The organism is Clavibacter quasicaliforniensis, from assembly GCF_051201715.1.
GTDB classification, from domain to species: Bacteria; Actinomycetota; Actinomycetes; order Actinomycetales; family Microbacteriaceae; genus Clavibacter; species Clavibacter seminis.
In genome coordinates this window covers 719,215-743,388 of record NZ_CP139624.1, presented here as the reverse complement: position 1 = coordinate 743,388, position 24,174 = coordinate 719,215, and the positions used below count along the sequence as shown (strand labels likewise).

Genomic DNA, 24,174 nt, shown 5'->3' with positions numbered 1-24,174 from the left:
ATCCCGGACCAGCTCGACGACACGAGGAGATCATCCATGGCCGACACCGCCCACCACCGCCCGAGGGTACTCGTGACCGGAGCCAGCATCGCCGGACCGGCGCTCGCCTGGGGCCTCACGCGCGAGGGCTTCGACGTGACCCTGCTCGAGCGCTCGGACGAGCAACGCCAGGCCGGGCAGAACATCGACGTGCGGGGCCTCGGCCGCGACGTCCTCCGGCGCATGGGCATCGAGGACGCCGTCATGGCGAACCTCACCGGCGAGGACGGGACGCGCTTCGTCGACGAGGACGGCCGCGTCGTCGCCACGTTCCCCCGCGCCGTGGGGAAGGACGGGCCGACGGCGGAGGTGGAGATCCTGCGCGGCCGGTTCGCGGGGATCCTCGTCGACCTCGTGCGGGACGACGTCGAGCTCCGCTACGGCGACTTCGTGACGGGCGTGCAGCAGGACGCGACCGGGGTCGACGTCGAGCTCGCGAGCGGATCCCGCGAGCGCTACGACCTCCTGCTCGTCGCCGAAGGCCGCAGCTCCCGCACGCGTCGGCTGGCGTTCGCGGAGGAGACCACGCTCCGCGACCACGGCGTGAGCATCGCCTACGGGACGATCGACCGGATCCCCGGCGACACGGGCTACTGGGACTTCCTCACGGGACGCGGCGCGCGGAACGCCACCATCCGGCCCGACGACGAGGGCACGATCCGCGCGAGCCTGTCGTTCGAGTCGGAGCCGTCCGGCTTCGAGCAGCTGCCGTTCGACGCGCAGATGACCGTGCTGCGCGCGCGCTTCCGCGGCACGGGATGGCAGGTCGAGCGGATCCTCGACGGCTTCCAGGCCCGACCGGACGAGTTCTACACGCAGCGCATGGAGCAGGTGATCGTCTCCACATGGTCGAAGGGACGCATCGCGCTCCTCGGCGACGCGGCCTGGGGATCCGGCCCCACCGGCATGGGCACGACCCTCTCGCTGGTCGCCGCCCACGTGCTCGCGGGCGAGCTGGGACGCGCGCTCGCGGATCCGGCCGACACCTTCGCCGCCGCGTTCGCGCGCTACGAGGGGCAGCTCCGCCGCTACGCCGACAGCGCGCAGGGGCTGCCGCCGGGCGGGGCACGGATCACGCACCCGTCGTCGACTGTCGGGCAGCGGGTGCTGCGTGGCGCCGTGCGGGTGGCCGCGTCCCGGCCCGTCCGCGGGTTCGGCGACCGCTTCCTCCTCACGAGCGCGCGCCATGCGCCGACGCTCGCCGCCTACCCGCGGCTGCGCGGCTGACGGGCGGGGCTCCGGGCGGGCGGGGCTCCGGGCGGTCGGGGCCGGGCGCTGCTCTTGGCCGGCTCATCGGATCGCCATGGCCGGCGCATCGGACCGCCCGGCACGGTGGGCACGTCCCGATCCGCCGGGGCACGACGAGACCGAGATGAGACGACCATGAGCCGCATCCCCGAACCCGACCGCACGCCCGACGGCCCCGCCTACGAGGGCCGGCTCCTCGCCCGCGCCGACGAGGAGGTGGTCGACCAGGGCGCGGGCTTCGACCTCCGCACGCTGCTCAGCCGCCGGGCCGTGCTCGCGTACCTCGGGGCCGGCATCGGATCCGTCGCGCTCGCCGCCTGCACGGCCGGGGCCGCGGGATCCGGCGGCACGGCGAGCGCCGCCGCGTCCACCGGCGAGATCCCCGACGAGACCGCGGGGCCGTACCCGGGCGACGGATCCAACGGGCCGGACGTCCTGGAGCGCTCCGGCATCGTCCGCAGCGACATCCGCTCGAGCCTCGACGGCGGCGCCACCGCGGCGGGCGTGCCCATGGCGCTCACGCTCACGATCCTCGACATGGCCGGCGGTGACGTGCCGTTCGCGGGCGCCGCGGTCTACGTCTGGCACTGCGACGCCGCGGGCGGCTACTCGATGTACTCCGACGGGATCACCGAGGAGACCTACCTGCGCGGCGTGCAGGTCGCGGGCGACGACGGCACGGTGTCCTTCACGTCCGTGTTCCCGGCCTGCTACACGGGCCGCTGGCCGCACATCCACTTCGAGGTCCACCCGACCGTGGACGACATCACCGACGCGACGAAGGCCGTCGCGACCTCGCAGGTGGCCCTGCCCGAGGACGCGTGCACGGCCGTCTACGCGCTCCCCGCGTACGCCGGGTCGAGCGCGAACCTCGCGCAGGTCGCGCTCGACTCCGACGACGTGTTCGGCGACGACGGCGGCGCGCTTCAGCTCGGCCAGGTGACGGGTGACGCGTCGGCCGGCTACCGCGTCGCGCTGACGGCGCGCGTCGACACCGCGACGACGCCGACGGCGGGATCCGCGCCCGGCGGTGGCTCGGGCGGCCCCGGCGGCACACCGCCGGGCCGCGACCGCTAGGGCGCGAGCAATCACCGCGCCCCCGCGCACCCCCGCCGAGACGCTCCTCGTCGACCCGATCGGCTTCGTCCGCCCCGTCACCCGGCCCACGATCGACGTCGCCGTCCGGCACCGGCCCGATGCGGGTCGACCCCGGTCCCCGCGGTCCCGCAGCATGCACCGCGTAGGCTCGACGGCGATGGAGCGCGGGACCGAGGTGATGGGCACGCGCGGCGTGCGCGTGGCGCGGGGCGTCGTCACCTCCGGCGTCGCGATCCTGGTCGCCGCGGTGTCGCACATGGCCGGTGGCGGCGAAGCTCCGGGCGTCGTCGGCGTGGTCATCGCCGCGGCCTTCGCCCTCCCGGTCAGCACGTTCCTCGCCGGGCGCACCATCTCCGTCCTGCGCCTCGCGATCGCCGTCGCGTTCAGCCAGGGGGCGTTCCACCTCCTCTTCTCCGTCGGCGCCGCGACGACCGCGAGCACCCGGGTGGTCGGCGGGCACCACGGCATGGGCGGCCACGTCCTCACGACGGTCGCGGGATCCGCGGAGTCCGCCGCGGGAGGCGCCGCAGCGATGGCCGGCATGCACCACGGCCCCGGCATGTGGGCGGCCCACGTCCTCGCCGCCGCCGTCACCTGCGTCGCCCTGCGCTTCGGCGAGCGCGCCTTCTGGGACCTCGTCGCGCTCGCGCGCACCGCCCTCGTCGTGGTGCTGCACGCGGTGGCGCTCCTCGCCTCACCTGCCGTCGAGCTCCGCCACCGGGTGCCCGCCGCGTGGCACCCGGGTCTGCCGGACACGGGCGTCGCGCTGTCGTCGATGCCGCGCCGCGGTCCGCCCGCCGCCGCCTGATCCGAGCCCGTCCGGGCGCGAGCCCCTCGCGCCCGGCTCTCGCGCGTCCGCCCGAGGCGGCCGCGCGGCTTCCCGTGTCGCCAGACGCGCCTCCGCCGTGCCGCGATCACGCGAACGGCCCCGCCCGCGCCCACCGGCGCGCCTCACGGACGGATCCCCGTGCCCCCGAACTCCCCCCTGCCCACCGCCGCGACTCCGCGGGCCCCCGCGCCCGACGACCTCGACGACATCGCGTTCGAGACGCGGACCGCCCAGCTGCGGTTGCCGCGCGTCTCGGGCCGATCGGCCCTCCTCTGGCTGTGCCTGCCGCTCGCCGTCGCGGTGATGCTCCTCAGCGCCCTGTTCACGGGTGCCACGACGACGACCCTGCTGGTCGACCCCGGCGACGTCGTCAGGTACGGCCTGCCCATCGCGCGCGTGATGCACGACGCCGCCGCCGCCGTCACCATCGGCCTCCTCGTGGTCGCCGCCTTCGCCCTCCCGGGGCAGGCGAAGCGGCCGGGCATGGCGAGCTTCGCGCAGTGGAAGGCCACGCGCTGGGCATCGCGCGCCGCGGCCGTGTGGTTGGCCGCCGGCATCGCCGTGCTCGCCCTCTCGGGCGCGAACGTGATCGGCGTGCCCCTCACGTCGCCCACCTTCCGCGGCCAGTTCGCCTACTTCACGACCCGGCTGGAGCTCGGGCAGACGCTCGTCGCGTCCCTGGCGTGCATCGCGGTGGTGCTCGGCGTCACGATGTGGACCCAGCGCGTCACGGGGATCGGCATCGCCGCGGGCGCGGCCCTGCTGGCGCTCCTCCCGCTCTCGCTCTCCGGCCACGCGGCGGGCACCTACGAGCACGCGAACGCGGTGAACAGCCTCGGCATCCACCTCATCGGCGTCACCGTCTGGGCCGGCGGTCTCGTGGCCGTGATCCTCCTCCAACGGCATGTGCGCGGCGCGCTGCCCGCGGTCGTCCGCCGCTACTCGACGCTCGCCGGATGGGCGTTCGTCGCGGTCGCGCTCTCCGGGATCATCAACGCGTCGCTCCGCCTGGGCGGGCCGCTCGACCTGGTGACCACCCCGTACGGCGTGCTGCTGCTCCTCAAGACGGCGCTGCTCCTGGGGCTCGGCCTCGCGGGATGGGCCCACCGCCGCATCGTGATCCCGGGCCTCGTCCGCGACGCGACCCGCCGCACCGCGTTCCTCCGGCTCGCGGTCGGCGAGGTCGTGGCCATGTCCGTCGCGATGGGCGTGTCCGTGGCGCTCAGCCGGAGCGCGCCGCCGGTGCCGCAGACCTCCGTCGCCGACGTGGATCCGCGCGCCTCGCTCATCGGCTTCACGTTCCCCGACCCGGTGACGACCGGGCGGATGCTGACGTCGTTCCATCCCGACTACCTCTTCCTCGCCGGGGCCGTCGTGCTCGCCGGCCTGTACCTCGTGGCCGTGCGCCGGCTGCGGGTCCGCGGCGACGCGTGGTCGGCCGCCCGCACGGTGCCGTGGCTCGCCGGCTGCGCGCTCCTCGTCTACGCGACCAGCGGCGGGCCAGGTGTCTACGGCGCCGTGCACTTCAGCACGCACATGATCCAGCACATGCTGCTGATGATGTACGTGCCGCCGCTGCTCGTGCTCGGCGCCCCCGTGCTGCTCCTGCTCCGCGCCGTCCCCGCCCGGAGGGACGGCAGCCGCGGCGTCCGCGAGTGGGTGCTCGCCGCCACGCACTCCCGCTACTCGGCGCTCGTGACGCACCCGGTCGTCGCGGCCGTCGTCTTCGCCGGCAGCCTGGTCGCGTTCTACTGGACCGGCTGGTTCGAGTGGTCGCTGCAGACCCACCAGGGGCACCTGCTGATGTGCGTGCACTTCCTCATCAGCGGCTACCTGTTCTTCTTCGTGCTGATCGGGGTCGATCCCGGGCCGCGCCGGCCGCCCTACCCGATCCGGCTCATCATCCTGCTCGCGACCATGGCGTTCCACGCGTTCTTCGGGCTGTCGATCATGTCGGGCACGTCGATCCTCGCGATCGACTTCTGGCACCAGCTCGGCATCCAGACGGACGCGCAGCTGCTCGCGGACCAGGCCGCGGGCGGCGGGATCGCGTGGGGCGCGGGAGAGCTGCCCGTCGTGCTCGTCGCGCTCATGGTGGTGCGGCAGTGGTCGACGTCCGAGACGCGCGCCGCCCGGCGCTACGACCGCGCCGCCCTCCGCGACGACGACGCGGAGCTGCGCGCCTACAACGCGAACCTGCAGGCCATCGATCGGCGCGATCGCGGCGCGGAGCCGACCGCATGAGGCGCGCCCCGCATCCCACGCCATCCCCGGGCGCCTCACCACCGCACCGCACGAGCGGACCCCGCACGACCCGACCCCGCACGACCCCACCCCGCACACGAGAGAAGGACCGATGAGCAAGAAGACCGCAGCCGACCGCGACCGCACCCGTGAGATCCGCGAGAAGGCGAACGCGCAGAAGCGCATCGAGGAGGCCAAGCGCAAGCGCCGGCGCCTGCTGACCCAGCTCGGCGTCGCCGGGGTCGTCGTGATCCTCATCGCGGCGATCGCGGGCGGCGCGATCCTCCTCCGCGACCAGGCGAGCGCCGGAGCCCAGCCGCCCACGGCCGACGCGACCGTCGCCCTCGGCTCGGGCGACCAGGCGCAGGTGACGACGGGACCCGACAGCGTGCGCGTGGGCGCCGCGGACGCTCCCGTCACCCTCGACGTCTACGAGGACTACTCGTGCCCGCACTGCCAGGAGTACGAGGCCGAGAACGGCCCGCTGCTCGACCGGCTCGCGGGCAGCGGCCAGGTGGCCGTGGTGTACCACCCCATGCAGATCGTGACGAACTACGGCCGGGTCGCCGGCAGCGCGGCAGCCTGCGTGCTCGCCCACGATCCGTCGGCGTGGCCCGGCGTGCACTCGGCGCTCTTCGCGAACCACTCCGCCGCCACCGACTCGTGGACGGGGAAGGACTTCTCCACGTGGCTCGAGGGCCGGGGCGTCACGGATCCGGACGCCCTCTCCTGCACGCAGAAGGGCGCGTACGTCGACTGGATAAAGGCCAACACCGACGCCGCGCAGCAGTCGGGCGTGACCGGCACGCCGACCCTCCGCATCGGCGGGGAGACGATCACGACGGTCGGCGGCCAGGACCTCGTCGACGCCGTGACGAAGGCGGGCGCGCAGCTGCCGAGCGGCTTCACGGCGGGCTGAGCCGACGCGGGTCGCGGGCGGCGGTCAGTCCTCCGGGACGGACGCCGCCCGCGACCCGGCCTGCGCCGCCGCCTCCCTCGCCGCCCAGCGCCGGTGCGCGAGGACGTGCAGGACGAGGAAGACGGCCCCGACGAGCGCGAGCGCGGCCGCGAGGACCCACATCCCGGTGTCCCCGCCGATCCCCGCCACCACCGCGCTGGCGACGGCCAGCACGCCCAGTCCGATCGCCACGGCCAGGAGCCCGTTCGTCAGGCCATCCCCGAGCTCCGCGACGGGATGCTCGGGCACCCGTTCCCACGTCACGATGAAGAACGTGGCGATCGGCCCGAGGACGATCGAGACGAGGAACCAGTTCCACCGGGATCGGCCCTTCTGCTCCGCGAGCCCCGCGTTCACGAGGGCGAGCGTGACCCACCCGGAGCTGCCGAGCCACGACCCGTCGATCGCTGTCTGATCCATGCCCCGACCGTAGGGCACGACCGCCGCCGGACGACGGCCCGGCTATTTCCCCACCCGCTCCACTACCCTCGATCCATGCACAGAACCGCGCGGGAGCCCGCTCCCGACAGCCACAGTCCCGGCGCCCGGACGACCCCGGGCACGCCCCGCACCCTCCGCGCCACCCGCCTTGCGGCCGCCCGCTCGACCGGCGCCCGCTCGACCGGCACCCGTTCGTGAACGGCGACCTCGTCCTCAACATCGTCCTCGTGGTGGTGTTCGTCCTCGTCGGCGGCGTGTTCGCCGCCACCGAGATGGCGCTCGTTACCCTCCGCGAGGGCCAGCTCAACGCCCTCGCCGCCCGCGGACGCCGCGGCGAGAAGGTCGCCGCGCTCGCCCGGAACCCCAACACCTTCCTGGCCGCGGTGCAGATCGGCGTGACCGTCGCCGGCTTCGCGTCGGCCGCGTACGGCGCCTCGTCGATCGCGCCGTCGGTCGTCCCGCTGCTCGAGTCGTGGGGCCTGGAGTCCGGCCTCGCGTCCACGATCGCGACGCTCCTGCTCACGCTGATGATCGCCTACCTGTCGCTCGTGCTCGGCGAGCTCGCGCCCAAGCGCCTGGCGATCCAGCGCAACGCGGGCTTCGCGTACGGCGTCGCGCCCGTGCTCAACGGCTTCGCGAACCTCATGCGCCCGGTGATCTGGCTGCTCTCCGCCTCGACGAACGTGGTCGTGCGCCTCCTCGGCGGCGACCCGCACAAGACCGGCGAGGAGATGAGCGAGGAGGAGCTCCGCGACATCGTCTCCAGCCACGAGGGCCTCCCGGACGACGAGCGCCGGATCCTCGACGACGTGCTCTCCCTCCGCCACCGCCAGCTCAGCGAGGTGATGAAGCCGCGGCCCGAGATCGCCGCGCTCGACGGCACCGGCACGGTCCGCGAGGCGGGGATCGACGTGCAGGACCGGCCGTACTCGCGGTACCCGGTGGTCGACAAGACCATCGACGACGTCATCGGGTTCGTGCACGTGCGCGACCTGTACCAGGCGATCGCGGCGGATCCGGAGCGGCCCGTCTCCGAGATCCTCCGCCCGATCCCCTACCTCCCGGCGACCGCGCGCGTGCTGCCGACGCTCACGATGATGCGCGCCGAGGGCCACCAGATCGCCGTGATCGTGGACGAGTACGGCGGCACCGACGGCATCGTCACGCTCGAGGACCTCGTGGAGGAGGTCGTGGGCGAGATCTTCGACGAGTACGACACCGACTCCGCCGCGCGCGACCTCGCGGAGGACGGCGGCACGATCGACGGGCGCCTCAACTTCCAGGACTTCGAGGAGGCGACGGGCGTGAAGCTGCCCGACTCCGCGTCGGACACGGTCGCGGGCTTCGTCATCGAGAACCTCGGCCGGCTCGCGCAGGTGGGCGACACGGTCGAGGTCGACGGCGTGACCCTGCAGGTGACGGCGCTCGACCGACGGCGGATCTCCGAGATCCTCGTCGTGCCGCGCGAGGAGCCGGCGGCGGAGGACGCGGAGGACGCGACCGCGTAGCGCGGAGGGCGGCGGCGGCGGCGCGGGTCAGGGCAGCGGGATCACGCGGTCCGGCACCGTGCGGCCCCCGACCTCGGCGCGGCCGTCGTCGTGGAGGCGCGTCACGAGAACGCTGCCACGGCCCTGCGTGATGCGGAGGTCGCGGCCGAGGCGCGCGGTGAGCCGGAGGGCCGCGGATCCCGTCGCCTCGTCCTCGACGACGCCGAGCGCGGGCGCGAACATGCGCGCCCGCACCTCTCCCGCGGCCTCGTCCGTCCAGGTCCAGGCGTAGAGGTGGTCGACCGCGGGGTCCACGGCGCCGGCATCGAGGGCGCGGAGCGCGTCGGCCGACGGGTGCTCCTGCCACGTGAACCCCGGGCCCCATTCGGGATCGGCGGTGACGCGCAGCTCGTCGCCGGCGGGGGGCACGCGCACGGTCCCGGCGGGCACGCGGAGGTGGTCGACCGGCACGCCGCGCGACGCCAGCCACCAGGCGGTGCCGACGGTCGGGTGCCCGGCGAAGGGCAGCTCGCGCGCGGGGGTGAGGATGCGGATCGACGCCCCTCGCGGATCCGCGCCCGGCGCGTCCACCGCGTCGACGAACACCGTCTCGCTGAAGCCGAGCGCCCGTGCGATCTCCTGCTCCCGGCCGTCGGTCCGCGCGGAGGCGAGCACGATCCCGAGCTCGTTGCCGTGCGCGCCGTCCGCATCCGCGAAGACCCGCACCACGTGCACCTCGTCCGGCCGCACGCCGTCGAGCGCGTCGACCGCACGCTCCATCAGAGCTTCGCGTAGCGCGCGCGGGCGCCGCAGTACAGGCCGTACGCGATGAGGCCGAGCCCCGTGATCGCGAGCACGGCGACGCCCGCGGGCAGCCCCGCGAGCGACTGGAGCGCGCCGTCGAGACCCGTCGCGCGGCTCGGGTCGGCCGTCACCGCTCCGACGACGAACAGCACGCCGACCGCGACGAGCGCGACGCCCTTGGCGACGTAGCCGGCGACCCCGAGCGCCGTGATCCCGCGCCCGAGCGATCCCGACGGCACGGAGATGTCGTCGCGGAACCGCTTCGTCGCCCCCTTGAACCCGAAGTAGGCGCCGACCGCCACGACGGCGAGGCCCACGATCACCAGCAGCACGACGCCGCCGGGCGCCGCGAGGAGCCGGGCGCTGAGCGACTGGCTCTGCTCGGAGGAGTCGCTGGATCCACCGGTCGCGAAGCGCAGCGCGGTGGTCGCGATCGCGAGGTAGGCGATGGCCTTGCCGAGCTCCTTCGCGCGCGCCGCCCAGGTGCGCTTCGCGTCCTCGCCGCGCGCGAGCACGGTCTCGACGAGCTGCCAGAGGCCCAGGCCGAGCAGCCCGACCACGACGACCCACAGCAGCGCGCGGCCGCCGGGCGATCCCGCGATGGAGCCGAGCGCGCCGGACTGGTCGGCCTCGCCCTCGCCGCCGCCGGTCGCGAGGCGGAACGCGATCACGCCGATGAGGAGGTGCAGCAGGCCGTTGACCGCGTGCCCGAGTCGCGCGGCGACGGCGAAGCCGGGCGAGCGCTGGAGGCTGGAGGCGGCGCCGGTCGCGCTCACCGGGAGGACGCCGAGGAGGTGCGGCCGGTGAGCTTCGCGGTGAGCCCGCGCGCGGCCCGCTTCACGGGTTCCACGGGCGACGACGACGCCGGCGGCTCCGGCTCCTCCTCGTCGGGCTCCATGATGATCTTCCACGCGGTCCAGGCGACGGCCGTGAGCGGCACCGAGAGGATCGCGCCGACGATGCCGCCGAGGATCGTGCCGGCGGTCAGCGCCAGCAGCACCACGAGGCCGTGCAGCTTGAGCGCGTTGCCGAGCACGACCGGCTGCAGGAAGTTCCCCTCGAGCTGGTTCACGACGATCACGATGGCGACGACGATGAGGGCGGTCGTGAGGTCGTTGGTGACGAGCGCGACGAGCGCCGCGAGGATGCCGGCGACGGTCGCGCCGACGATCGGCACGAAGGAGCCGATGAACACCACGAGCGCGAGCGGCAGCGCCAACGGCACCTGGAGGATCAGGAGGCCGGCGCCGATGAACACGGTGTCGACGAGCGCGACGGTCGCCGTGCCTCGGATGTAGCCGCCGAGCACCTTGGAGCCCTCGTGGCCGACGCGCACCGCGCGACTGCGGCCGCGGCCGCGGAACGGGCGGATGAGGAAGGCCCAGATGCGCGGCCCGTCCTTGACGAAGTAGAAGAAGACGACGAGCCCCAGCACGCCGCCCGTGACGACCTCGGCCGCGGCGGAGACGCCCGCGATGGCGCCGGATCCGAACTGGCTGCTGGTGAGGAAGTCGACGGCCTGCCCGCGGAGCGAGTCGATCTGCGCGGTGTCGATGGGCAGTCCGCCCTGCTCGACGAAGGACTGCAGCTGGTCGACGCCCTTGCTGGTGGCCTTCACGAGCGTCGGCCACTGGCTCTGCACGCCGAAGACCACGGCCGTGATCGCGACGCCGAAGAGAACGAGGCCCGTGAGGAGCGCGATGACCGCGGCGAGCGCGTCGGGGACGCCGCGGCGCTCCATCCACAGCACCATCGGGCGCACGGCGCACGCGAGGATCAGCGCGATGATCACCGGGATCACGACGAGCTTGAGCGAGATGGCGGCGTACACGATGGCGATGGCGACCACGAGGACCGCCAGGATCTGCACGCAGCGGATGGAGAGGCGGCCGAGCTTGTCCTGCCAGACGGACTGCGGGGTGGTCATGCGCTCCACCCTACGGGCGGGCGGGCCGCGCGACCGGGCCGGGTCCGGGCCCGGCCACCGGCCCGGACCCGCGCGTGACCGGCCGATACCCTCGACCCATGGGACCCCGCCTCACCGTCGTCCGCGAGGGCACGCTCGACGTCGCCGACCACGAGGGGATCGCGGCGCTCCTCACGCTCGCCTTCCCCGACTTCGCGGCGGGCTACACGGGCGCACGCAGCTGGGCGGGCGCGCAGCCCGAGCTGCGGATCCTCGTGCACGACGGCGACGAGCTCGTGGCGCACGCGGGGATCCGGCGCATCTTCGTGGAGGTGGGCGACGGCCAGGGCGACCCGGCGGACGACCTGCTCGTCGGATCCACCGGCATGGTCGCCGTGCACCCCGGCCGGCAGGGGCAGGGCCTCGGCACGCTGCTCGCCGACGGGATCCGCGGCGCCCTCGCGCGCCTCGCCGTCCCCTTCGGCGTCCTCGAGACGGGCGAGTCGACGTCCGGCTACTACGCGCGCCACGGCTGGCTGCCGCTCGACGGCCGCACCGGCCACTACAACGGCTTCACCCTCCTCGGCGCCGCCGGCGTCGTGCACCAGGACCACGGCTGGATGATGCTGCCGGTCACCGCGCCCGCCGACGCGTTCCCCGCGGGCGACCTCCACGTCAACGGGCAGCTGGTCTGACCGCGATGGACGCCGTGATCCACCGCCTCCGCGCCGAGGACTGGCGCGAGTACCGCGCCCTCCGCCTCGAGATGCTCGAGGACACCCCGCTCGCCTACCTCGAGACGCTGGAGAGCGCGCTCGGCCGGCCCGACTCCGACTGGCAGGCGCGGACGCGGCGCGCGAACCAGCCCGGGAGCACCGCGTACGTCGCCGTGGAGCGCGCTACCGGCCGCTGGCTCGGCGCCATGAACGCGTTCGTCGCCGCCGATCCCACGCGCGTGATGCTCGTGAGCGTCTACATCACCCCGGACGCCCGCGGTCGCGCGGCCGGGGCCGCCGACATGCTCCTCGACGCCGTGATCGCCTGGGCTCGCGACCGCCCGAACGCGCAGGCCCTCCGCCTCGAGGTCCACGAGGACAACCCGCGCGCCCGTGCCTACTACGAGCGCCGCGGCTTCGTCCTCACGGGCCGCAGCGTCCCGTACGCGCTCGATCGCTCGCAGAAGGATCTCGAGATGGAGCTGCCGCTGGTCTGAGCGCCCGTCAGGCCTCGGCACCACCGCCGATGGCGGCAGCGAGCGCACGCCGGTACATCTGCGGATCGTGCCGCGTCGTGCGGGAGACCACCAGCGTCGACGCGTGGATGCGCTCGGCGAAGTAGCCCGAGAAGGGCAGCTGCAGGATGCTCTCGAGTCCCCGTCGCCATGCGGCGGCCAGTGCCTCGACGCTGACGCGCTCCGGGGTCTCGGCCAGCGGCACCAGGTGCCGATCGTGCAGGGTCGCGTGCCATCCCTCGAACGCCTCGTGGTCGATGCCTGGTGATGCGATGAGGCGGTCGCCGGCGATCGCCGCCACGAGCTCGGTGTCGTCCAGCTCCCGGAGGAGGCGCGCCGTCTCCGCGTCGGGCTCGCGGATGGTGCGGTCCTCGGGCGCGTGCATCGCCAGACCGCGCGCCCACTGCGTGCGCCACCGGGCGATCACCTCGGGCTCGTCGAACGCATCCGGCCGCACGGATCGGCCGATGTCCGGGACGGAGTCGAGCGCGGGCACGTCGTCGATCGGCAGCCGCCACGCCTCGCGCACGAACAGGAGGGACGTGAGTCGGCGCGGCTCGTCGATTCGGAGCACCATGTCGTGCGGCCACGGGTCGCCGGGGATCGGGTGGGTGCTGCGCATGCGATGTCCTTCGACTCGGGTGGTGCGTCGATCCAGCCACGGTCCCACGTGCGGCGCACCGGCGACGAGGCTCGTAGGCCCTGCGCAGGTGCGGACGGAGACACGACGGCGCCCGCCCCCTCACCGAGGGGACGGGCGTCGTGTCGTTCGATCAGCGGATCACCGCCGCGGCTCAGTGGGCCGCGACGCCGACCTCCTCGGCGTCGCGCGTCGGGCCGGGGGTGGCCTCGGCGACGGGCGCGTCACCGGCGAGGGGCGGCAGGCCCGCGGCGACGGCCGCACCGAGCCAGCCGTCCACGTTCGTCCAGTACTGGATGACGCGGGCGCGGAGCTCGGCCGTGGTGACCTTGCTCACGTGGCCGACGATGTTGCCGACGAGGCGCTCGCGCTGGGCGTCGTCCATCGACTCGTTGACGAGCATCCGGGCCTGGACGAAGTCGTCGTCCTCGGCGTGCAGCGTGGCGGCCGCGCGGACGAGCTCGCCGTCCTGCTCCCACCCGGCGCTCTCCGCGGCGCGAGCCGGGTCGGCGTGCGCGCCGCCATGCGAGTTGGGCGCGTAGACGGGGGTGCCGGCGTCCTGGAACGTGTAGCGACCCTGGCCGTCCTTCGAGTAGCTGTGCACGGGCGACTTCGGCGCGTTCACCGGCAGCTGCGCGTGGTTGGTGCCCACGCGGTAGCGGTGCGCGTCGGCGTAGCTGAAGATGCGCGCGAGGAGCATCTTGTCGGGGCTGGTCTGGATCCCGGGCACGAAGTTCGACGGCGCGAACGCGGCCTGCTCGATCTGCGCGAAGTAGTTCTCCGGGTTGCGGTTCAGGGTCATGGTGCCGACCTCGATGCGCGGGTAGTCCTTCTGCGACCAGACCTTGGTGAGGTCGAACGGGTTGAACCGGTACGACTTGGCGTCCTCGTAGGGCATGATCTGCACCTCGAGCTTCCACTCCGGGTAGTCGCCGCGATCGATGGCCTCGGTGAGGTCGCGGATGTGGAAGTCGGCGTCCTCGCCGGCGATCTGGTCGGCCTGCTCCTGGTTGAGGATCTCGATGCCCTGCTGGGTCTTGAAGTGGTACTTCACCCAGAAGCGCTCGCCGGCAGCGTTGATCCACTGGTAGGTGTGCGAGCCGAAGCCGTCCATGTGGCGCCACGAGCTCGGCAGGCCGCGGTCGCCCATGAGCCACGTGACCTGGTGGGCCGACTCGGGCGAGAGCGTCCAGAAGTCCCACTGCATGTCGTGGTCGCGGAGGTGCGAGCCCGGCAGGCGCTTCTGCGAGCGGATGAAGTCGGGGAACTTGATCCCGTCGCGGATGAAGAAGACGGGGGTGTTGTTGCCGACGAGGTCGTAGTTGCCCTCGTCCGTGTAGAACTTGAGCGCGAATCCGCGGGGGTCGCGCCACGTGTCGGGGCTGCCCTGCTCGCCGGCGACGGTGGAGAAGCGCGCGAGCATCTCGACCTCGGCGCCGGGCTGGAAGAGGGAGGCGCGGGTGTACGCGCTCACGTCGTTGGTGACGCGGAAGGTGCCGAACGCCCCGCCGCCCTTGGCGTGGACGACGCGCTCCGGGATGCGCTCGCGGTTGAACTGCGCGAGCTTCTCGACGAGGTAGTGGTCGTGCAGCGGGATGGCGCCGTCGGGGCCGACGGAGAGCGAGTGCTCGTCGCTGGCGACCGGGGCGCCGGAGTCGGTGGTCGTGAACTTCTGGTCGGTCATGGTGTTTCTCCTGTCAGCGGTGGAACGGGGAGGTGCTGGCTCGGGTGGTCGGCCGAGGGGCGGGCCGGTGGCGACGGCTAGGTCGCGACGGTGGAACCGGGATCCGCGGATGCGGTCCGGCAGGCGGGGCACAGGCCCCAGTACGTCACCTCGGCGCTCGCCACGAGGAACCCCGCCGAGTCGGACGGCGTGAGGCAGGGGGACTCCCCCACCGCGCAATCCACGTCGACGATCGTCCTGCAACCTGTGCAGACGAGGTGATGGTGATTGTCGCCCGTCCGGCGCTCGTAGCGCGCGGATGATCCCGCGGGCTCGATGCGGCGCACGAGCCCCGCAGCCGCGAGCGCGCCGAGCACGCCGTAGACCGCCTGGATGCTCGTGCCGGGCAGCTCGCCCTTCACCGCGCGGAGCACCTCGTCGGCGTCCGAGTGCGGTGCCGCGTCGACGGCCGTGAGGACGGCCACGCGCGGCCGGGTCACGCGCAGGCCGGCCTCCCGCAGCGCGACGCGCAGGGCGTCGGCGTCGAGGGGCGGCACGTGGTGGTGCGCGTGGTCGGTGGGCATGCGCCCGAGTCAAGCACAGTTCCCTTGATCCATTCAAAACAACGCATGAACGCGGCGCGTCGCGGGCAGGAGCGTGCCTAGGCTCGAAGTGCGGCCCATCCGGCCGCAGGAGAACGGAGCACCGCATGAAGCACATCCACACCGGCACGGGCCTCGACGTCGGCCGCATCGGCCTCGGCTGCATGGGCATGAGCGCGTTCTACGACGGCGCCGGCCAGGACGAGGCGGAGTCGATCCGCACCCTGCACCGCGCCGTCGACCAGGGCGTCACGCTCTTCGACACCGCCGAGGCGTACGGGCCGTTCACGAACGAGCGCCTGGTCGGATCCGCCCTCAAGGACCGCCGCGACGACGTCGTGATCGCCACCAAGTTCGGCCTGCTGAAGCACGCGCCGGGCAAGGACGCCGAGGACTACGAGCGCGGCATGGACAGCTCGCCCACGAGCATCCGCATCGCCGTCGAGGCCTCGCTGCAGCGCCTCGGGACCGACCGCATCGACGTCCTCTACCAGCACCGGGTCGACCCGGCCGTGCCGATCGAGGAGACCGTCGGCGCGATGAAGGAGCTCGTCGAGGAGGGCAAGGTCCTGCACCTCGGGCTCTCCGAGGCCGGGCCCGACACCATCCGCCGCGCGCACGCCGTGCACCCGATCTCGGTGCTGCAGAGCGAGTACTCCATCTGGACCCGCGACCCCGAGGGCCCCGTGCTCGAGGTGCTGCGCGAGCTCGGCATCGGCCTGGTCGCGTACTCGCCGCTCGGCCGCGGGTTCCTCACCGGCGCGATCTCGAGCGTCGCCGACCTGTCCGAGGCCGACTACCGCTCGTCGTCGCCGCGCTTCGCGGAGGAGGCGTTCGCGCAGAACATGCGCATCGTCGATGCCGTCAAGGGCGTCGCGGGCGAGCTCGACGCGACGCCCGCGCAGGTCGCGCTCGCGTGGATCCTCGCGCAGGGCGACGACATCGCCGTGATCCCCGGCACCAAGCGCGTGACGCGCCTCGACGAGAACGTGGCCGCGGACGCCGTGACGCTCTCCGCCGACCAGCTCGCGCGCCTGTCCTCGCTGCCGACCCCGGTCGGCGACCGCTACGCGGACATGGGTCCCGTCGGGCGCTGATCCCGTCGCATGAGATGCGGGCCCGGTCGCCTCGGCGGCCGGGCCCGCGTCGTGTCAGCGGTGGATGCGGATCAGACCGCCTGCTCGAGCCCCCGCCGCCGGTTGGCGAGCACGGGCAGCGTGCCGCGCGCGGCCTCGACGACCGACGGGTCGATGTCGACGACGAGCAGCTCCTCCTCGCCGCCGAGGCGGTGCAGCACCTCGCCGAGCGGGGAGACGACGGCGCTGCGGCCGATGCCCGTGGGCGCGCCGCTCGCGGGATCGTGGCCGCGGGATCCGGCGGGCAGCGTCGCGGGGTCGCCCTGGCCGACCGCGACCACGAAGGTCGTGGAGTCGAGCGCGCGGGCGCGGAGCAGGAGGTCCCACTGGTCGGCCTTGCCGGGTCCGGCGCCCCAGCTCGCGCACACGATGCTGACGACGGCGCCGCGGTCGGCGCCCGCGAGGAAGAGCGCCGGGAACCGCACGTCGTAGCAGGTGGCGAGGGAGGCGCGGGTGCCGCCGACCTCGATCACGGCGACGCTCTCGCCCGGGTCGACGGCGTCGGACTCGCGGAAGCCGAACGCGTCGAAGAGGTGGATCTTGTCGTACGAGTCAGGGCCCGCCGCCTCGGCACCCGCAGGCCGGGCGACGAGGAGGGTGTTGCGCACGCGGCCGTCGGCGCCGGGCGTGAACATGCCCGCGACGATCACGACGCCGAGCCGGTCAGCCACCGCCCGCACGCCCGAGGCCCACGGCCCGTCGAGCGGCTCCGCGATCTCGGGCAGCGGGTTCCCGAACGCGCGCTGCGCCGCCTCCGGGAACACCACGAGCTCGGCGCCCTGCCGCGCGGCGTCCTCCGCGAAGGCGGTGATCCGTGCGAGGTTCTCCGCGGGATCCGGCGAGCTGATGATCTGTGCGAGCGCGATCTTCATGGTCCTCCTCGTGATGTATACATAGCGTATGCGAGAACGGGCGGGCGATCCAGGCACTTCGGCGAGCGCCCTCTCCGGCCGCGAGCGGGCCTACGAGTTCCTGCATGCGCACGTCCTCACCGACCCGGACCAGCAGGGCGCGTTCCTCAACGAGCAGGAGCTCGCGGAGCGCATCGGCGTCTCCCGCACGCCTGTCCGCGAGGCCCTGCTGCTGCTCGCCGCCGACGACCTGGTGGAGATGATCCCCAAGCGCGGCGCGCGGATCCCCGTCATCACCGGCCGCCAGATCGCCGAGCTGATGGAGCTGCGCGGCGTGCTCGAGCGGCACGCGGCCACGAGCGCGGTGGAGAACGACCGCACCCCGCTCGACGCGATGCGCGAGGTGCTCGAGCAGCAGCGCGCCATGGTCGCGAAGCCGCCGCGCGAGAGCGGGAGGCAGTTCATCGAGCACGACCGCCGCTTCCACCAGCTGCTCGTCGACGCCGCGGGCAGCGAGCTCATGAGCCGCACGTACGCGAAGCTCCGCGCCCGGCAGATCCTCGTCGGCGTCGAGGCGCTCTACCGCGCCACGGATCGGCAGGACCGGGTGTGCGAGGAGCACGCCGGCATCGTCGACGCGCTGGCCGCGGGCGACGCCGAGGCGGCACGCGATGCGATCGACCGGCACCTCGCCGTCACGCTCGACGTGCTGCTGCGCACCTGACGCGGATCCCTCGGCCAGGGGGCCGCAGGAGCTCGTCGACGCGGTCACGCAGGCGCCCGCTCCTCTCTCGGGCCCCGGGCCACGGGGCGTCCACCCCGGTGGAGGATGATGCGACCATGGCAACCGACGTCGACTACGACCAGATCGTCCGCGACTCCACCGAGCAGCTGCGTGCGAAGTTCCCCGATAGGTCGGAGGAGGAGCTCCGCATGGTGGTGGAGGAGGAGCTGGCGACGCTCCGGGATGCGACCGTGCAGGACTACCTCTCCGTGCTCACCGTCCGCGCTGCGCGGAAGCGCATCAAGGCCCAGCGCAAGGCCGAGTGATCCCGACTCGCGGCCCTGCCTGACGGATCCGGCCCGGTGCGGTGACGCTCGGCCGGGGCCGCCGACCTCGAAGCCCGCCTCCCCCGAACGCGACGACGCCCGGACCCCCGCTGCGGGGATCCGGGCGTCGGCCGGTAGCGGAGGGCGTCAGACGCGCGAGGCAGCCACGCCCTCGGCGCCCGTGCGCACGTACTCCTCGTCCTCGGAGACGTCCGAGTCGCGACCCATCGCGAGGCCCACGAGCGTGAGGACGACCGCGGCGGTGAGGTACAGCGCGATGCCGACCCAGCTGCCGGTCTCCTCGTAGATGATCGTGAACATCAGCGGCGCGATGGCCCCGCCGATCACGCCCGCGATCGTGTACGCGAGCGAGGCGCCCGTGTAGCGGAGCCGCGGCGAGAACTGCTCGATGATGTACGCCGCCTGCGGCCCGTACATGAAGGAGTGGAAGAAGAGTCCCAGCACGATGCCCACGCCGAGCACGAAGATCGACGAGCCGTCGGTGATCGCGAAGAACACGTACGCCCAGACGGCCGCGCCCACCGCGGCGGCCGCGTAGAGCGCCCGCCGGTTGATCCGGTCGCTCACGGCGCCCGCGAACGGGATCGTGAACAGCTGCACGGCGGATCCTACGAGCACCGCCACGAGCACCTGGCTGCGGTCGAAGCCGAGCGAGTTGACGCCGTAGGTGAGGGTGAAGACCGTGAAGAGCGCGTAGAGGACGTCGGGTCCGACGCGGCTGAGGATCGCGGCGACGAGCGGCCGCAGCTGCGTGCGGAACACCTCGGACACGGGCGCGCTCGGCCGGTCGCCGCGCTCCTGCAGCGCCTTGAACACGGGGGTGTCCTCGAGCTTCAGGCGGATCCAGAGGCCGAACGCCACGAGCAGCGCGGAGAGCAGGAAGGCCACGCGCCAGCCCCAGTCGAGGAAGTCCTCCTCGGTGAGCAGCACCGTGAGCAGCGCGAGCGCGCCGTTGGCGAGCAGGTTGCCCGCGGGCGGCCCGACCTGCGCGGCCGACGACCAGAAGCCCCGCTTCCGTGGATCCCCGAACTCGCTCGAGAGCAGCACGGCGCCGCCCCACTCGCCGCCGACGCCCACGCCCTGCGCGAAGCGGAGGAGCACCAGGATGATCGGCGCCGCGAGCCCGATGGTCGCGTAGCCCGGCAGCACGCCGATGAGGAACGTCGCGATGCCGATGAGCAGCAGCGTGAGCACGAGCACGGGCTTGCGGCCGATCTTGTCGCCGAGCCGCCCGAAGACGAACCCGCCGACGGGACGCGAGACGTAGCCGACCGCGTAGGTGGAGAACGCGAGGATCGTCGCGGTGTACGGATCCGAGGACGGGAAGAAGACGACGGGGAACACGACGGCGCTGGCCGCCGAGTAGACGGCGAAGTCGTACCACTCGAGCGAGGTGCCGGTGAGGCTCGCGGTGAACGCCTTCACGAGCTCGCGGCGGGTGGGCTTCTCGGTCGCGGCGGGTGCCGCGTGCGCGCCGGATGCGGGCGCGGTCGCCGTCGGGGAGGCGGTGGGGTCGTCGGCCATGGGGCTCCTCGGGTGAGGGAGCCGGGCGGCGGATCCGGCGATCGGATCCCGCCCGGCGTCCGGTCGGTGTGTTGTATACAGTAGGCATACCGGAGCCCCGGCACCAGGGTCGGGGACCCGGATCCGCATCTCTTCACACGCTCGAAACACCACCGGAGGATCGATGACCACCCTGCGCTTCCAGCTGCCCGACGGATCCACCCCGAGCGTCGAGGTCGTGTCGCTCCTCAACGCCGGCTACGCGGGCCGCGACCAGGCCGAGGTGCAGGCGCACATCGACGAGCTGGCCGAGCTCGGCGTGCCCGGGCCCGACACCACGCCCGCGCTCTACCCCGTCGCCCCGTATCTCGCGTCGCAGGCCGACACGGTGCCCGCGCAGCACGGCCGCACCTCGGGCGAGGCCGAGTGGGCCCTCGTGATCACCGACGACGACGTGCTCCTCACGGTCGCGTGCGACCACACCGACCGCGCGCTCGAGGTGCACGGCGTCGCGTGGAGCAAGAACGCCGGACCCGACGTGCTGGGACGCAAGGCCTGGCGCCTTGCCGACGTGCGCGGCCGCCTCGACGCGATCCGACTGCGCGGCTGGGTGGGCGAGGAGGGCGCGGAGGAGCTCATCCAGGACTCCACGCTCGCCGCGCTCCTCACGCCCGACCACTGGCTCGGGGTGCTCGAGCAGCGGGGGCTCCGCGTCCCCGGCACGGTGCTCATCTCGGGCACGGTCGCGATGGTCCCGGGCGTCGACCAGTTCGCGTCGCGCTGGCGCGTGCAGCTCGAGGATCCCGCCACGGGCGAGACCATCGACGCCGCCTACCGCGTGGAGCTGCTCCCCGAGGCGATCGGCTGATCCGGCCCCGCCCGGCGCGCGCCCGCCCCCTCGGACCCGCCCGGCGGGCCGCGGCCGTCCGGTACGCTGAGCGCATCCACCCGCCTCCAGGAATCCGGAGTCCCATCGTGCCCACGATCGTCGTCGAAGTGATGCCCAAGGCCGAGCTGCTCGACCCTCAGGGGAAGGCCGTCGCCGGCGCCCTGGCCCGCCTCGGCGAGGACCGCTTCACCGGCGTCCGCATCGGGAAGCGCTTCGAGCTCACCGTCGAGGGCGAGGTGGACGACGCGCTGCTCGCCGACGTCCAGACCCTCGCCGCCGACATGCTCTCCAACTCCGTCATCGAGGACGTCATCAGCGTCCACGTCGCCGGGCTCGACGGCTTCGGAATCAGCGCCGAGGCCGACATGGCCACCGGCAACGTCACCGACGACCACACGGTCGCCGAGGGCGGCACGGCGCAGACGAACGCCGCCGCGCACCCGCTCCCCCACGGTTCCGCCGCGGCGGAGCAGCGCTGATGCGCGTCGGGGTCATCACCTTCCCGGGATCCCTCGACGACCGCGACGCGCAGCGCGCCGTCCGCCTCGCGGGCGCCACCCCGGTCGCGCTCTGGCACGGCGACCACGACCTCCAGGGCGTCGACGCGATCGTGCTCCCCGGCGGCTTCAGCTACGGCGACTACCTGCGCGCGGGCGCCATCGCGGCGTTCGCGCCGATCATGCGCGAGGTCGTGGACGCCGCCGAGCGCGGCGTGCCCGTGCTCGGCATCTGCAACGGCTTCCAGATGCTCACCGAGGCGCACCTGCTGCCCGGCGGCCTGATCCGCAACGAGGCCGGCAACTTCGTCTGCCGCGACCAGCGCCTCCGCGTCGAGGCCACCGGCACCGCGTGGACGAACGCGTTCACCGAGGGTGAGGAGATCACCATCCCGCTCAAGAACGGCGAGGGCGGCTTCATCGCCGACGCCGACACGCTCGACCGCCTCGAGGGCGAGGGCCGCGTGGCCTTCCGCTACCTCGGCGGCAACCCGAACGGATCCCTGCGCGACATCGCCGGGATCACCAACGCCCGCGGCAATGTCGTCGGCCTCATGCCCCACCCCGAGCACGCCGTCGAGGAGGGCTTCGGACCGGACACCCCGGCCGCCATGCGCTCCGGTGTCGACGGCCTCCGTCTCTTCACGTCCGTCCTCGAAGGAGTCCTCGCGCAGTGAGCGTCCACCCCGATCCCGCATCCGTCCCCACCGAGACCCCCGCGGGAGAGGGACGCAGCGCACGCCGCCACGTCGCCGACACCGTCGAGATGGCCGAGCGCACCCCGGAGAAGGAGCAGCCGTACGCGGCGCTCGGACTCACGGAGGGCGAGTACCTGAGGATCCGCGAGATCCTCGGCCGCCGCCCCACGAGCGGCGAGCTCGCCATGTACTCGGTCATGTGGAGCGAGCACTGCTCCTACAAGTCCTCGAAGAAGTACCTGCGCCAGTTCGGCCAGAAGGTGTCCGAGTCCATGAAGAAGGACCTCATGGTCGGCATGGGCGAGAACGCCGGCGTCGTCGACGTGGGCGAGGGCTGGGCCGTCACCTTCAAGATCGAGAGCCACAACCACCCCTCCTACATCGAGCCGTTCCAGGGTGCGGCCACGGGCGTCGGCGGCATCGTCCGCGACATCATCTCGATGGGCGCGCGTCCCGTCGCCGTGATGGACGCGCTGCGCTTCGGCGACATCGACGACCCCGACACCGCGCGCGTCGTGCACGGCGTGGTCGCGGGCATCAGCTTCTACGGCAACTGCCTCGGCCTCCCGAACATCGGCGGCGAGACCTACTTCGACCGCGTGTACCAGGGCAACCCGCTCGTCAACGCGCTCGCGGTCGGCGTGCTCCGCCACGAGGACCTCCACCTCGCCAACGCGCGCGGCGTGGGCAACAAGGTCGTGCTGTTCGGCGCGCGCACGGGCGGCGACGGCATCGGCGGCGCGTCCATCCTCGCGAGCGACACCTTCGCCGACGGCGGCCCGACCAAGCGCCCCGCGGTGCAGGTCGGAGACCCGTTCGCCGAGAAGGTGCTCATCGAGTGCTGCCTGGAGCTGTTCGCCAAGGACCTCGTCGAGGGCATCCAGGACCTGGGAGCAGCCGGCATCTCCTGCGCCACGAGCGAGCTCGCCTCCAACGGCGACGGCGGCATGCACATCCGGCTCGAGGAGGTGCTGCTGCGCGACCCGTCGCTCACGGCCGAGGAGATCCTCATGTCCGAGAGCCAGGAGCGCATGATGGCGGTCGTGAAGCCGGAGAAGCTCGAGGGCTTCCTCGAGGTCGTCCGCAAGTGGGACGTCGAGACGAGCGTGCTCGGCGAGGTGACCGACACCGGCCGCCTCGTCATCGACCACCACGGCGAGCGCATCGTCGACGTCGAGCCGCGCACGGTCGCGGTCGACGGCCCCGTCTACGACCGTCCTGTCTCCTACCCCACGTGGATCGACGCCCTCCAGGCCGACTCCGCGTCGCGCCTCGCGCGCCCCACCGCGCCGGACGACATCAAGGACCAGTTCCTCCAGCTCCTCGGCAGCCCGAACCTCGCCGACGCATCGTGGATCACCGATCAGTACGACCGCTACGTCATGGGCAACACGGCCCTGTCGTTCCCCGACGACGCCGGCATGGTCCGCGTCGACGAGGAGAGCGGCCTCGGCTTCTCGGTCGCCACCGACGCGAACGGACGCTTCTGCCAGCTCGACCCGTACCAGGGCGCGCAGCTCGCCCTCGCGGAGGCGTACCGCAACGTCGCCGCGTCGGGCGCCACGCCCGTCGCCGTGAGCGACTGCCTCAACTTCGGCAGCCCCGAGGACCCCGAGGTCATGTGGCAGTTCAGCCGCACGGTCGAGGGCCTCGCGGACGGCTGCCTCGAGCTCGAGATCCCGGTCACGGGCGGCAACGTGTCCCTCTACAACCAGACGGGCACGCAGGCCATCCACCCGACGCCCGTCGTGGGCGTGCTCGGCGTGATCGACGACGTCGCGCGCCGCATCCCCTCCGGCTGGCAGGACGAGGGCGACAACATCTACCTGCTCGGCGTCACGCGCGAGGAGCTCGACGGATCCGCGTGGGCCGGCACCGTGCACGACCACCTCGGCGGCGTCCCGCCCGTGGTCGACCTCGCGGCCGAGAAGGACCTGGCATCGCTCATCGCGGCCGGCGCCACGCAGTCGCTCATCGCGAGCGCGCACGACCTCTCGGACGGCGGCCTCGGCCAGGCGCTCGCGGAGGCCGTGATGCGCTTCGGCGTCGGCGCCCGCGTGTGGCTCGACGGCATCGTCCAGCGCGACGGCGTCGACCAGGCGACCGCGCTCTTCTCGGAGTCCACCGGCCGCATGCTCGTCACGGTGCCCCGCGAGGACGACGTCAAGTTCCAGGGCCTCTGCGAGGGCCGCGGCTACCCGGTGCTCCGCATCGGCGTGACGGACGCGCAGGCACCCGGACTCGAGCTGCAGGGTCTCTTCACCCTTTCCGTGGACGAGCTGCGCGGGATCCACCGCGCCACGCTCCCCGCGCGCTTCGGCACCGCCCTGGAGGCATGA

Annotated in this window: 23 protein-coding genes and 1 pseudogene; 15 read left to right on the top strand and 9 right to left on the bottom strand. The window is 73.3% G+C overall.

Annotated elements, in window-relative coordinates:
- Positions 1–36 precede the first annotated feature (36 nt).
- From NL142_RS03690 to NL142_RS03670, 5 genes are all read left to right on the top strand, one after another.
- Positions 37–1,266, top strand: coding sequence for an FAD-dependent monooxygenase (locus tag NL142_RS03690; RefSeq protein WP_194683264.1), 1,230 nt, complete (start codon positions 37–39; stop codon positions 1,264–1,266).
- 156 nt (positions 1,267–1,422) lie between these two features.
- Positions 1,423–2,364 (top strand): dioxygenase family protein, encoded by a 942-nt coding sequence (locus NL142_RS03685; RefSeq protein ID WP_435081011.1) that lies wholly within the window; start codon positions 1,423–1,425, stop codon positions 2,362–2,364.
- A 178-nt stretch (positions 2,365–2,542) separates the two neighbouring features.
- Complete coding sequence (locus NL142_RS03680; protein ID WP_435081010.1) at positions 2,543–3,193, top strand: hypothetical protein; 651 nt, start codon at positions 2,543–2,545, stop codon at positions 3,191–3,193.
- A gap of 159 nt (positions 3,194–3,352) precedes the next feature.
- Positions 3,353–5,458, top strand: a complete 2,106-nt coding sequence (locus NL142_RS03675; RefSeq protein WP_435081009.1) for a bifunctional copper resistance protein CopD/cytochrome c oxidase assembly protein — start codon at positions 3,353–3,355, stop codon at positions 5,456–5,458.
- Between the two features lie 112 nt (positions 5,459–5,570).
- Positions 5,571–6,377, top strand: a complete 807-nt coding sequence (locus NL142_RS03670) for a DsbA family protein (RefSeq protein ID WP_435081008.1) — start codon at positions 5,571–5,573, stop codon at positions 6,375–6,377.
- A 24-nt stretch (positions 6,378–6,401) separates the two neighbouring features.
- On the opposite strand, the gene NL142_RS03665 is transcribed toward NL142_RS03670, so the two are convergent.
- Positions 6,402–6,836: a hypothetical protein gene (locus tag NL142_RS03665; RefSeq protein ID WP_435081007.1), complete on the bottom strand. Its 435-nt coding sequence runs from the start codon at positions 6,834–6,836 to the stop codon at positions 6,402–6,404.
- Positions 6,837–7,051: 215 nt separating this feature from the next.
- Between NL142_RS03665 and NL142_RS03660 the strand changes: the two genes are divergently transcribed.
- Complete coding sequence (locus tag NL142_RS03660) at positions 7,052–8,365, top strand: hemolysin family protein (RefSeq protein WP_194683269.1); 1,314 nt, start codon at positions 7,052–7,054, stop codon at positions 8,363–8,365.
- A 27-nt stretch (positions 8,366–8,392) separates the two neighbouring features.
- On the opposite strand, the gene NL142_RS03655 is transcribed toward NL142_RS03660, so the two are convergent.
- From NL142_RS03655 to NL142_RS03645, 3 genes are read right to left on the bottom strand one after another with little or no spacing between them, the layout of a single operon-like run.
- Positions 8,393–9,124, bottom strand: coding sequence for a PhzF family phenazine biosynthesis protein (locus tag NL142_RS03655; protein ID WP_435081006.1), 732 nt, complete (start codon positions 9,122–9,124; stop codon positions 8,393–8,395).
- On the bottom strand, positions 9,124–9,924 hold the full coding sequence (locus NL142_RS03650) for a DUF1206 domain-containing protein (protein ID WP_435081005.1): 801 nt from the start codon (positions 9,922–9,924) through the stop codon (positions 9,124–9,126). Before NL142_RS03650 ends, NL142_RS03655 begins: the two co-directional genes overlap by 1 nt.
- Positions 9,921–11,075: an AI-2E family transporter gene (locus tag NL142_RS03645; protein ID WP_435081004.1), complete on the bottom strand. Its 1,155-nt coding sequence runs from the start codon at positions 11,073–11,075 to the stop codon at positions 9,921–9,923. Before NL142_RS03645 ends, NL142_RS03650 begins: the two co-directional genes overlap by 4 nt.
- Positions 11,076–11,173: 98 nt before the next feature.
- Here NL142_RS03645 and NL142_RS03640 point away from each other — a divergent pair, with 98 nt between their 5' ends.
- Positions 11,174–11,749 carry a GNAT family N-acetyltransferase gene (locus NL142_RS03640; protein WP_435081003.1) on the top strand — a complete coding sequence of 192 codons (576 nt, stop codon included), beginning with the start codon at positions 11,174–11,176 and terminating at the stop codon, positions 11,747–11,749.
- Positions 11,750–11,754: 5 nt separating this feature from the next.
- The gene (locus NL142_RS03635; RefSeq protein WP_234424537.1) at positions 11,755–12,267 is read left to right on the top strand and encodes a GNAT family N-acetyltransferase; all 513 of its coding nucleotides are present in this window, start codon (positions 11,755–11,757) and stop codon (positions 12,265–12,267) included.
- A gap of 7 nt (positions 12,268–12,274) precedes the next feature.
- Here NL142_RS03635 and NL142_RS03630 read toward each other — a convergent pair whose 3' ends face one another.
- The 3 genes from NL142_RS03630 to NL142_RS03620 form a co-directional block, all read right to left on the bottom strand.
- A complete protein-coding gene (locus NL142_RS03630; protein WP_435081002.1) occupies positions 12,275–12,907 on the bottom strand; it encodes a hypothetical protein in 633 nt (210 codons plus the stop codon).
- Between the two features lie 172 nt (positions 12,908–13,079).
- Complete coding sequence (locus tag NL142_RS03625; protein ID WP_435081001.1) at positions 13,080–14,609, bottom strand: catalase; 1,530 nt, start codon at positions 14,607–14,609, stop codon at positions 13,080–13,082.
- A gap of 77 nt (positions 14,610–14,686) precedes the next feature.
- A complete protein-coding gene (locus NL142_RS03620; RefSeq protein ID WP_435081000.1) occupies positions 14,687–15,172 on the bottom strand; it encodes a Fur family transcriptional regulator in 486 nt (161 codons plus the stop codon).
- A gap of 125 nt (positions 15,173–15,297) precedes the next feature.
- Between NL142_RS03620 and NL142_RS03615 the strand changes: the two genes are divergently transcribed.
- A complete protein-coding gene (locus NL142_RS03615) occupies positions 15,298–16,287 on the top strand; it encodes an aldo/keto reductase (RefSeq protein WP_435080999.1) in 990 nt (329 codons plus the stop codon).
- A 71-nt stretch (positions 16,288–16,358) separates the two neighbouring features.
- Here NL142_RS03615 and NL142_RS03610 read toward each other — a convergent pair whose 3' ends face one another.
- The gene (locus NL142_RS03610; RefSeq protein ID WP_194683277.1) at positions 16,359–17,198 is read right to left on the bottom strand and encodes a carbon-nitrogen hydrolase family protein; all 840 of its coding nucleotides are present in this window, start codon (positions 17,196–17,198) and stop codon (positions 16,359–16,361) included.
- Between the two features lie 28 nt (positions 17,199–17,226).
- Here NL142_RS03610 and NL142_RS03605 point away from each other — a divergent pair, with 28 nt between their 5' ends.
- A complete protein-coding gene (locus tag NL142_RS03605; protein WP_194683278.1) occupies positions 17,227–17,901 on the top strand; it encodes a GntR family transcriptional regulator in 675 nt (224 codons plus the stop codon).
- A 116-nt stretch (positions 17,902–18,017) separates the two neighbouring features.
- Positions 18,018–18,227: a three-helix bundle dimerization domain-containing protein gene (locus NL142_RS03600; protein WP_435080998.1), complete on the top strand. Its 210-nt coding sequence runs from the start codon at positions 18,018–18,020 to the stop codon at positions 18,225–18,227.
- A 147-nt stretch (positions 18,228–18,374) separates the two neighbouring features.
- On the opposite strand, the gene NL142_RS03595 is transcribed toward NL142_RS03600, so the two are convergent.
- Positions 18,375–19,772, bottom strand: coding sequence for an MFS transporter (locus NL142_RS03595; RefSeq protein ID WP_435080997.1), 1,398 nt, complete (start codon positions 19,770–19,772; stop codon positions 18,375–18,377).
- Positions 19,773–19,935: 163 nt separating this feature from the next.
- Here NL142_RS03595 and NL142_RS03590 point away from each other — a divergent pair, with 163 nt between their 5' ends.
- The 4 genes and pseudogenes from NL142_RS03590 (at position 19,936) to purL (ending at position 24,174) form a co-directional block, all read left to right on the top strand.
- Positions 19,936–20,619, top strand: coding sequence for a DUF2848 domain-containing protein (locus NL142_RS03590; RefSeq protein ID WP_435080996.1), 684 nt, complete (start codon positions 19,936–19,938; stop codon positions 20,617–20,619).
- Positions 20,620–20,726: 107 nt separating this feature from the next.
- Positions 20,727–20,966, top strand: a pseudogene (purS, locus tag NL142_RS03585) (phosphoribosylformylglycinamidine synthase subunit PurS); the annotation flags it as partial.
- 152 nt (positions 20,967–21,118) lie between these two features.
- Positions 21,119–21,814, top strand: coding sequence for a phosphoribosylformylglycinamidine synthase subunit PurQ (gene purQ / locus NL142_RS03580; RefSeq protein ID WP_015489433.1), 696 nt, complete (start codon positions 21,119–21,121; stop codon positions 21,812–21,814).
- Positions 21,811–24,174, top strand: a complete 2,364-nt coding sequence (gene purL, locus NL142_RS03575; protein ID WP_435080995.1) for a phosphoribosylformylglycinamidine synthase subunit PurL — start codon at positions 21,811–21,813, stop codon at positions 24,172–24,174. Before purQ ends, purL begins: the two co-directional genes overlap by 4 nt.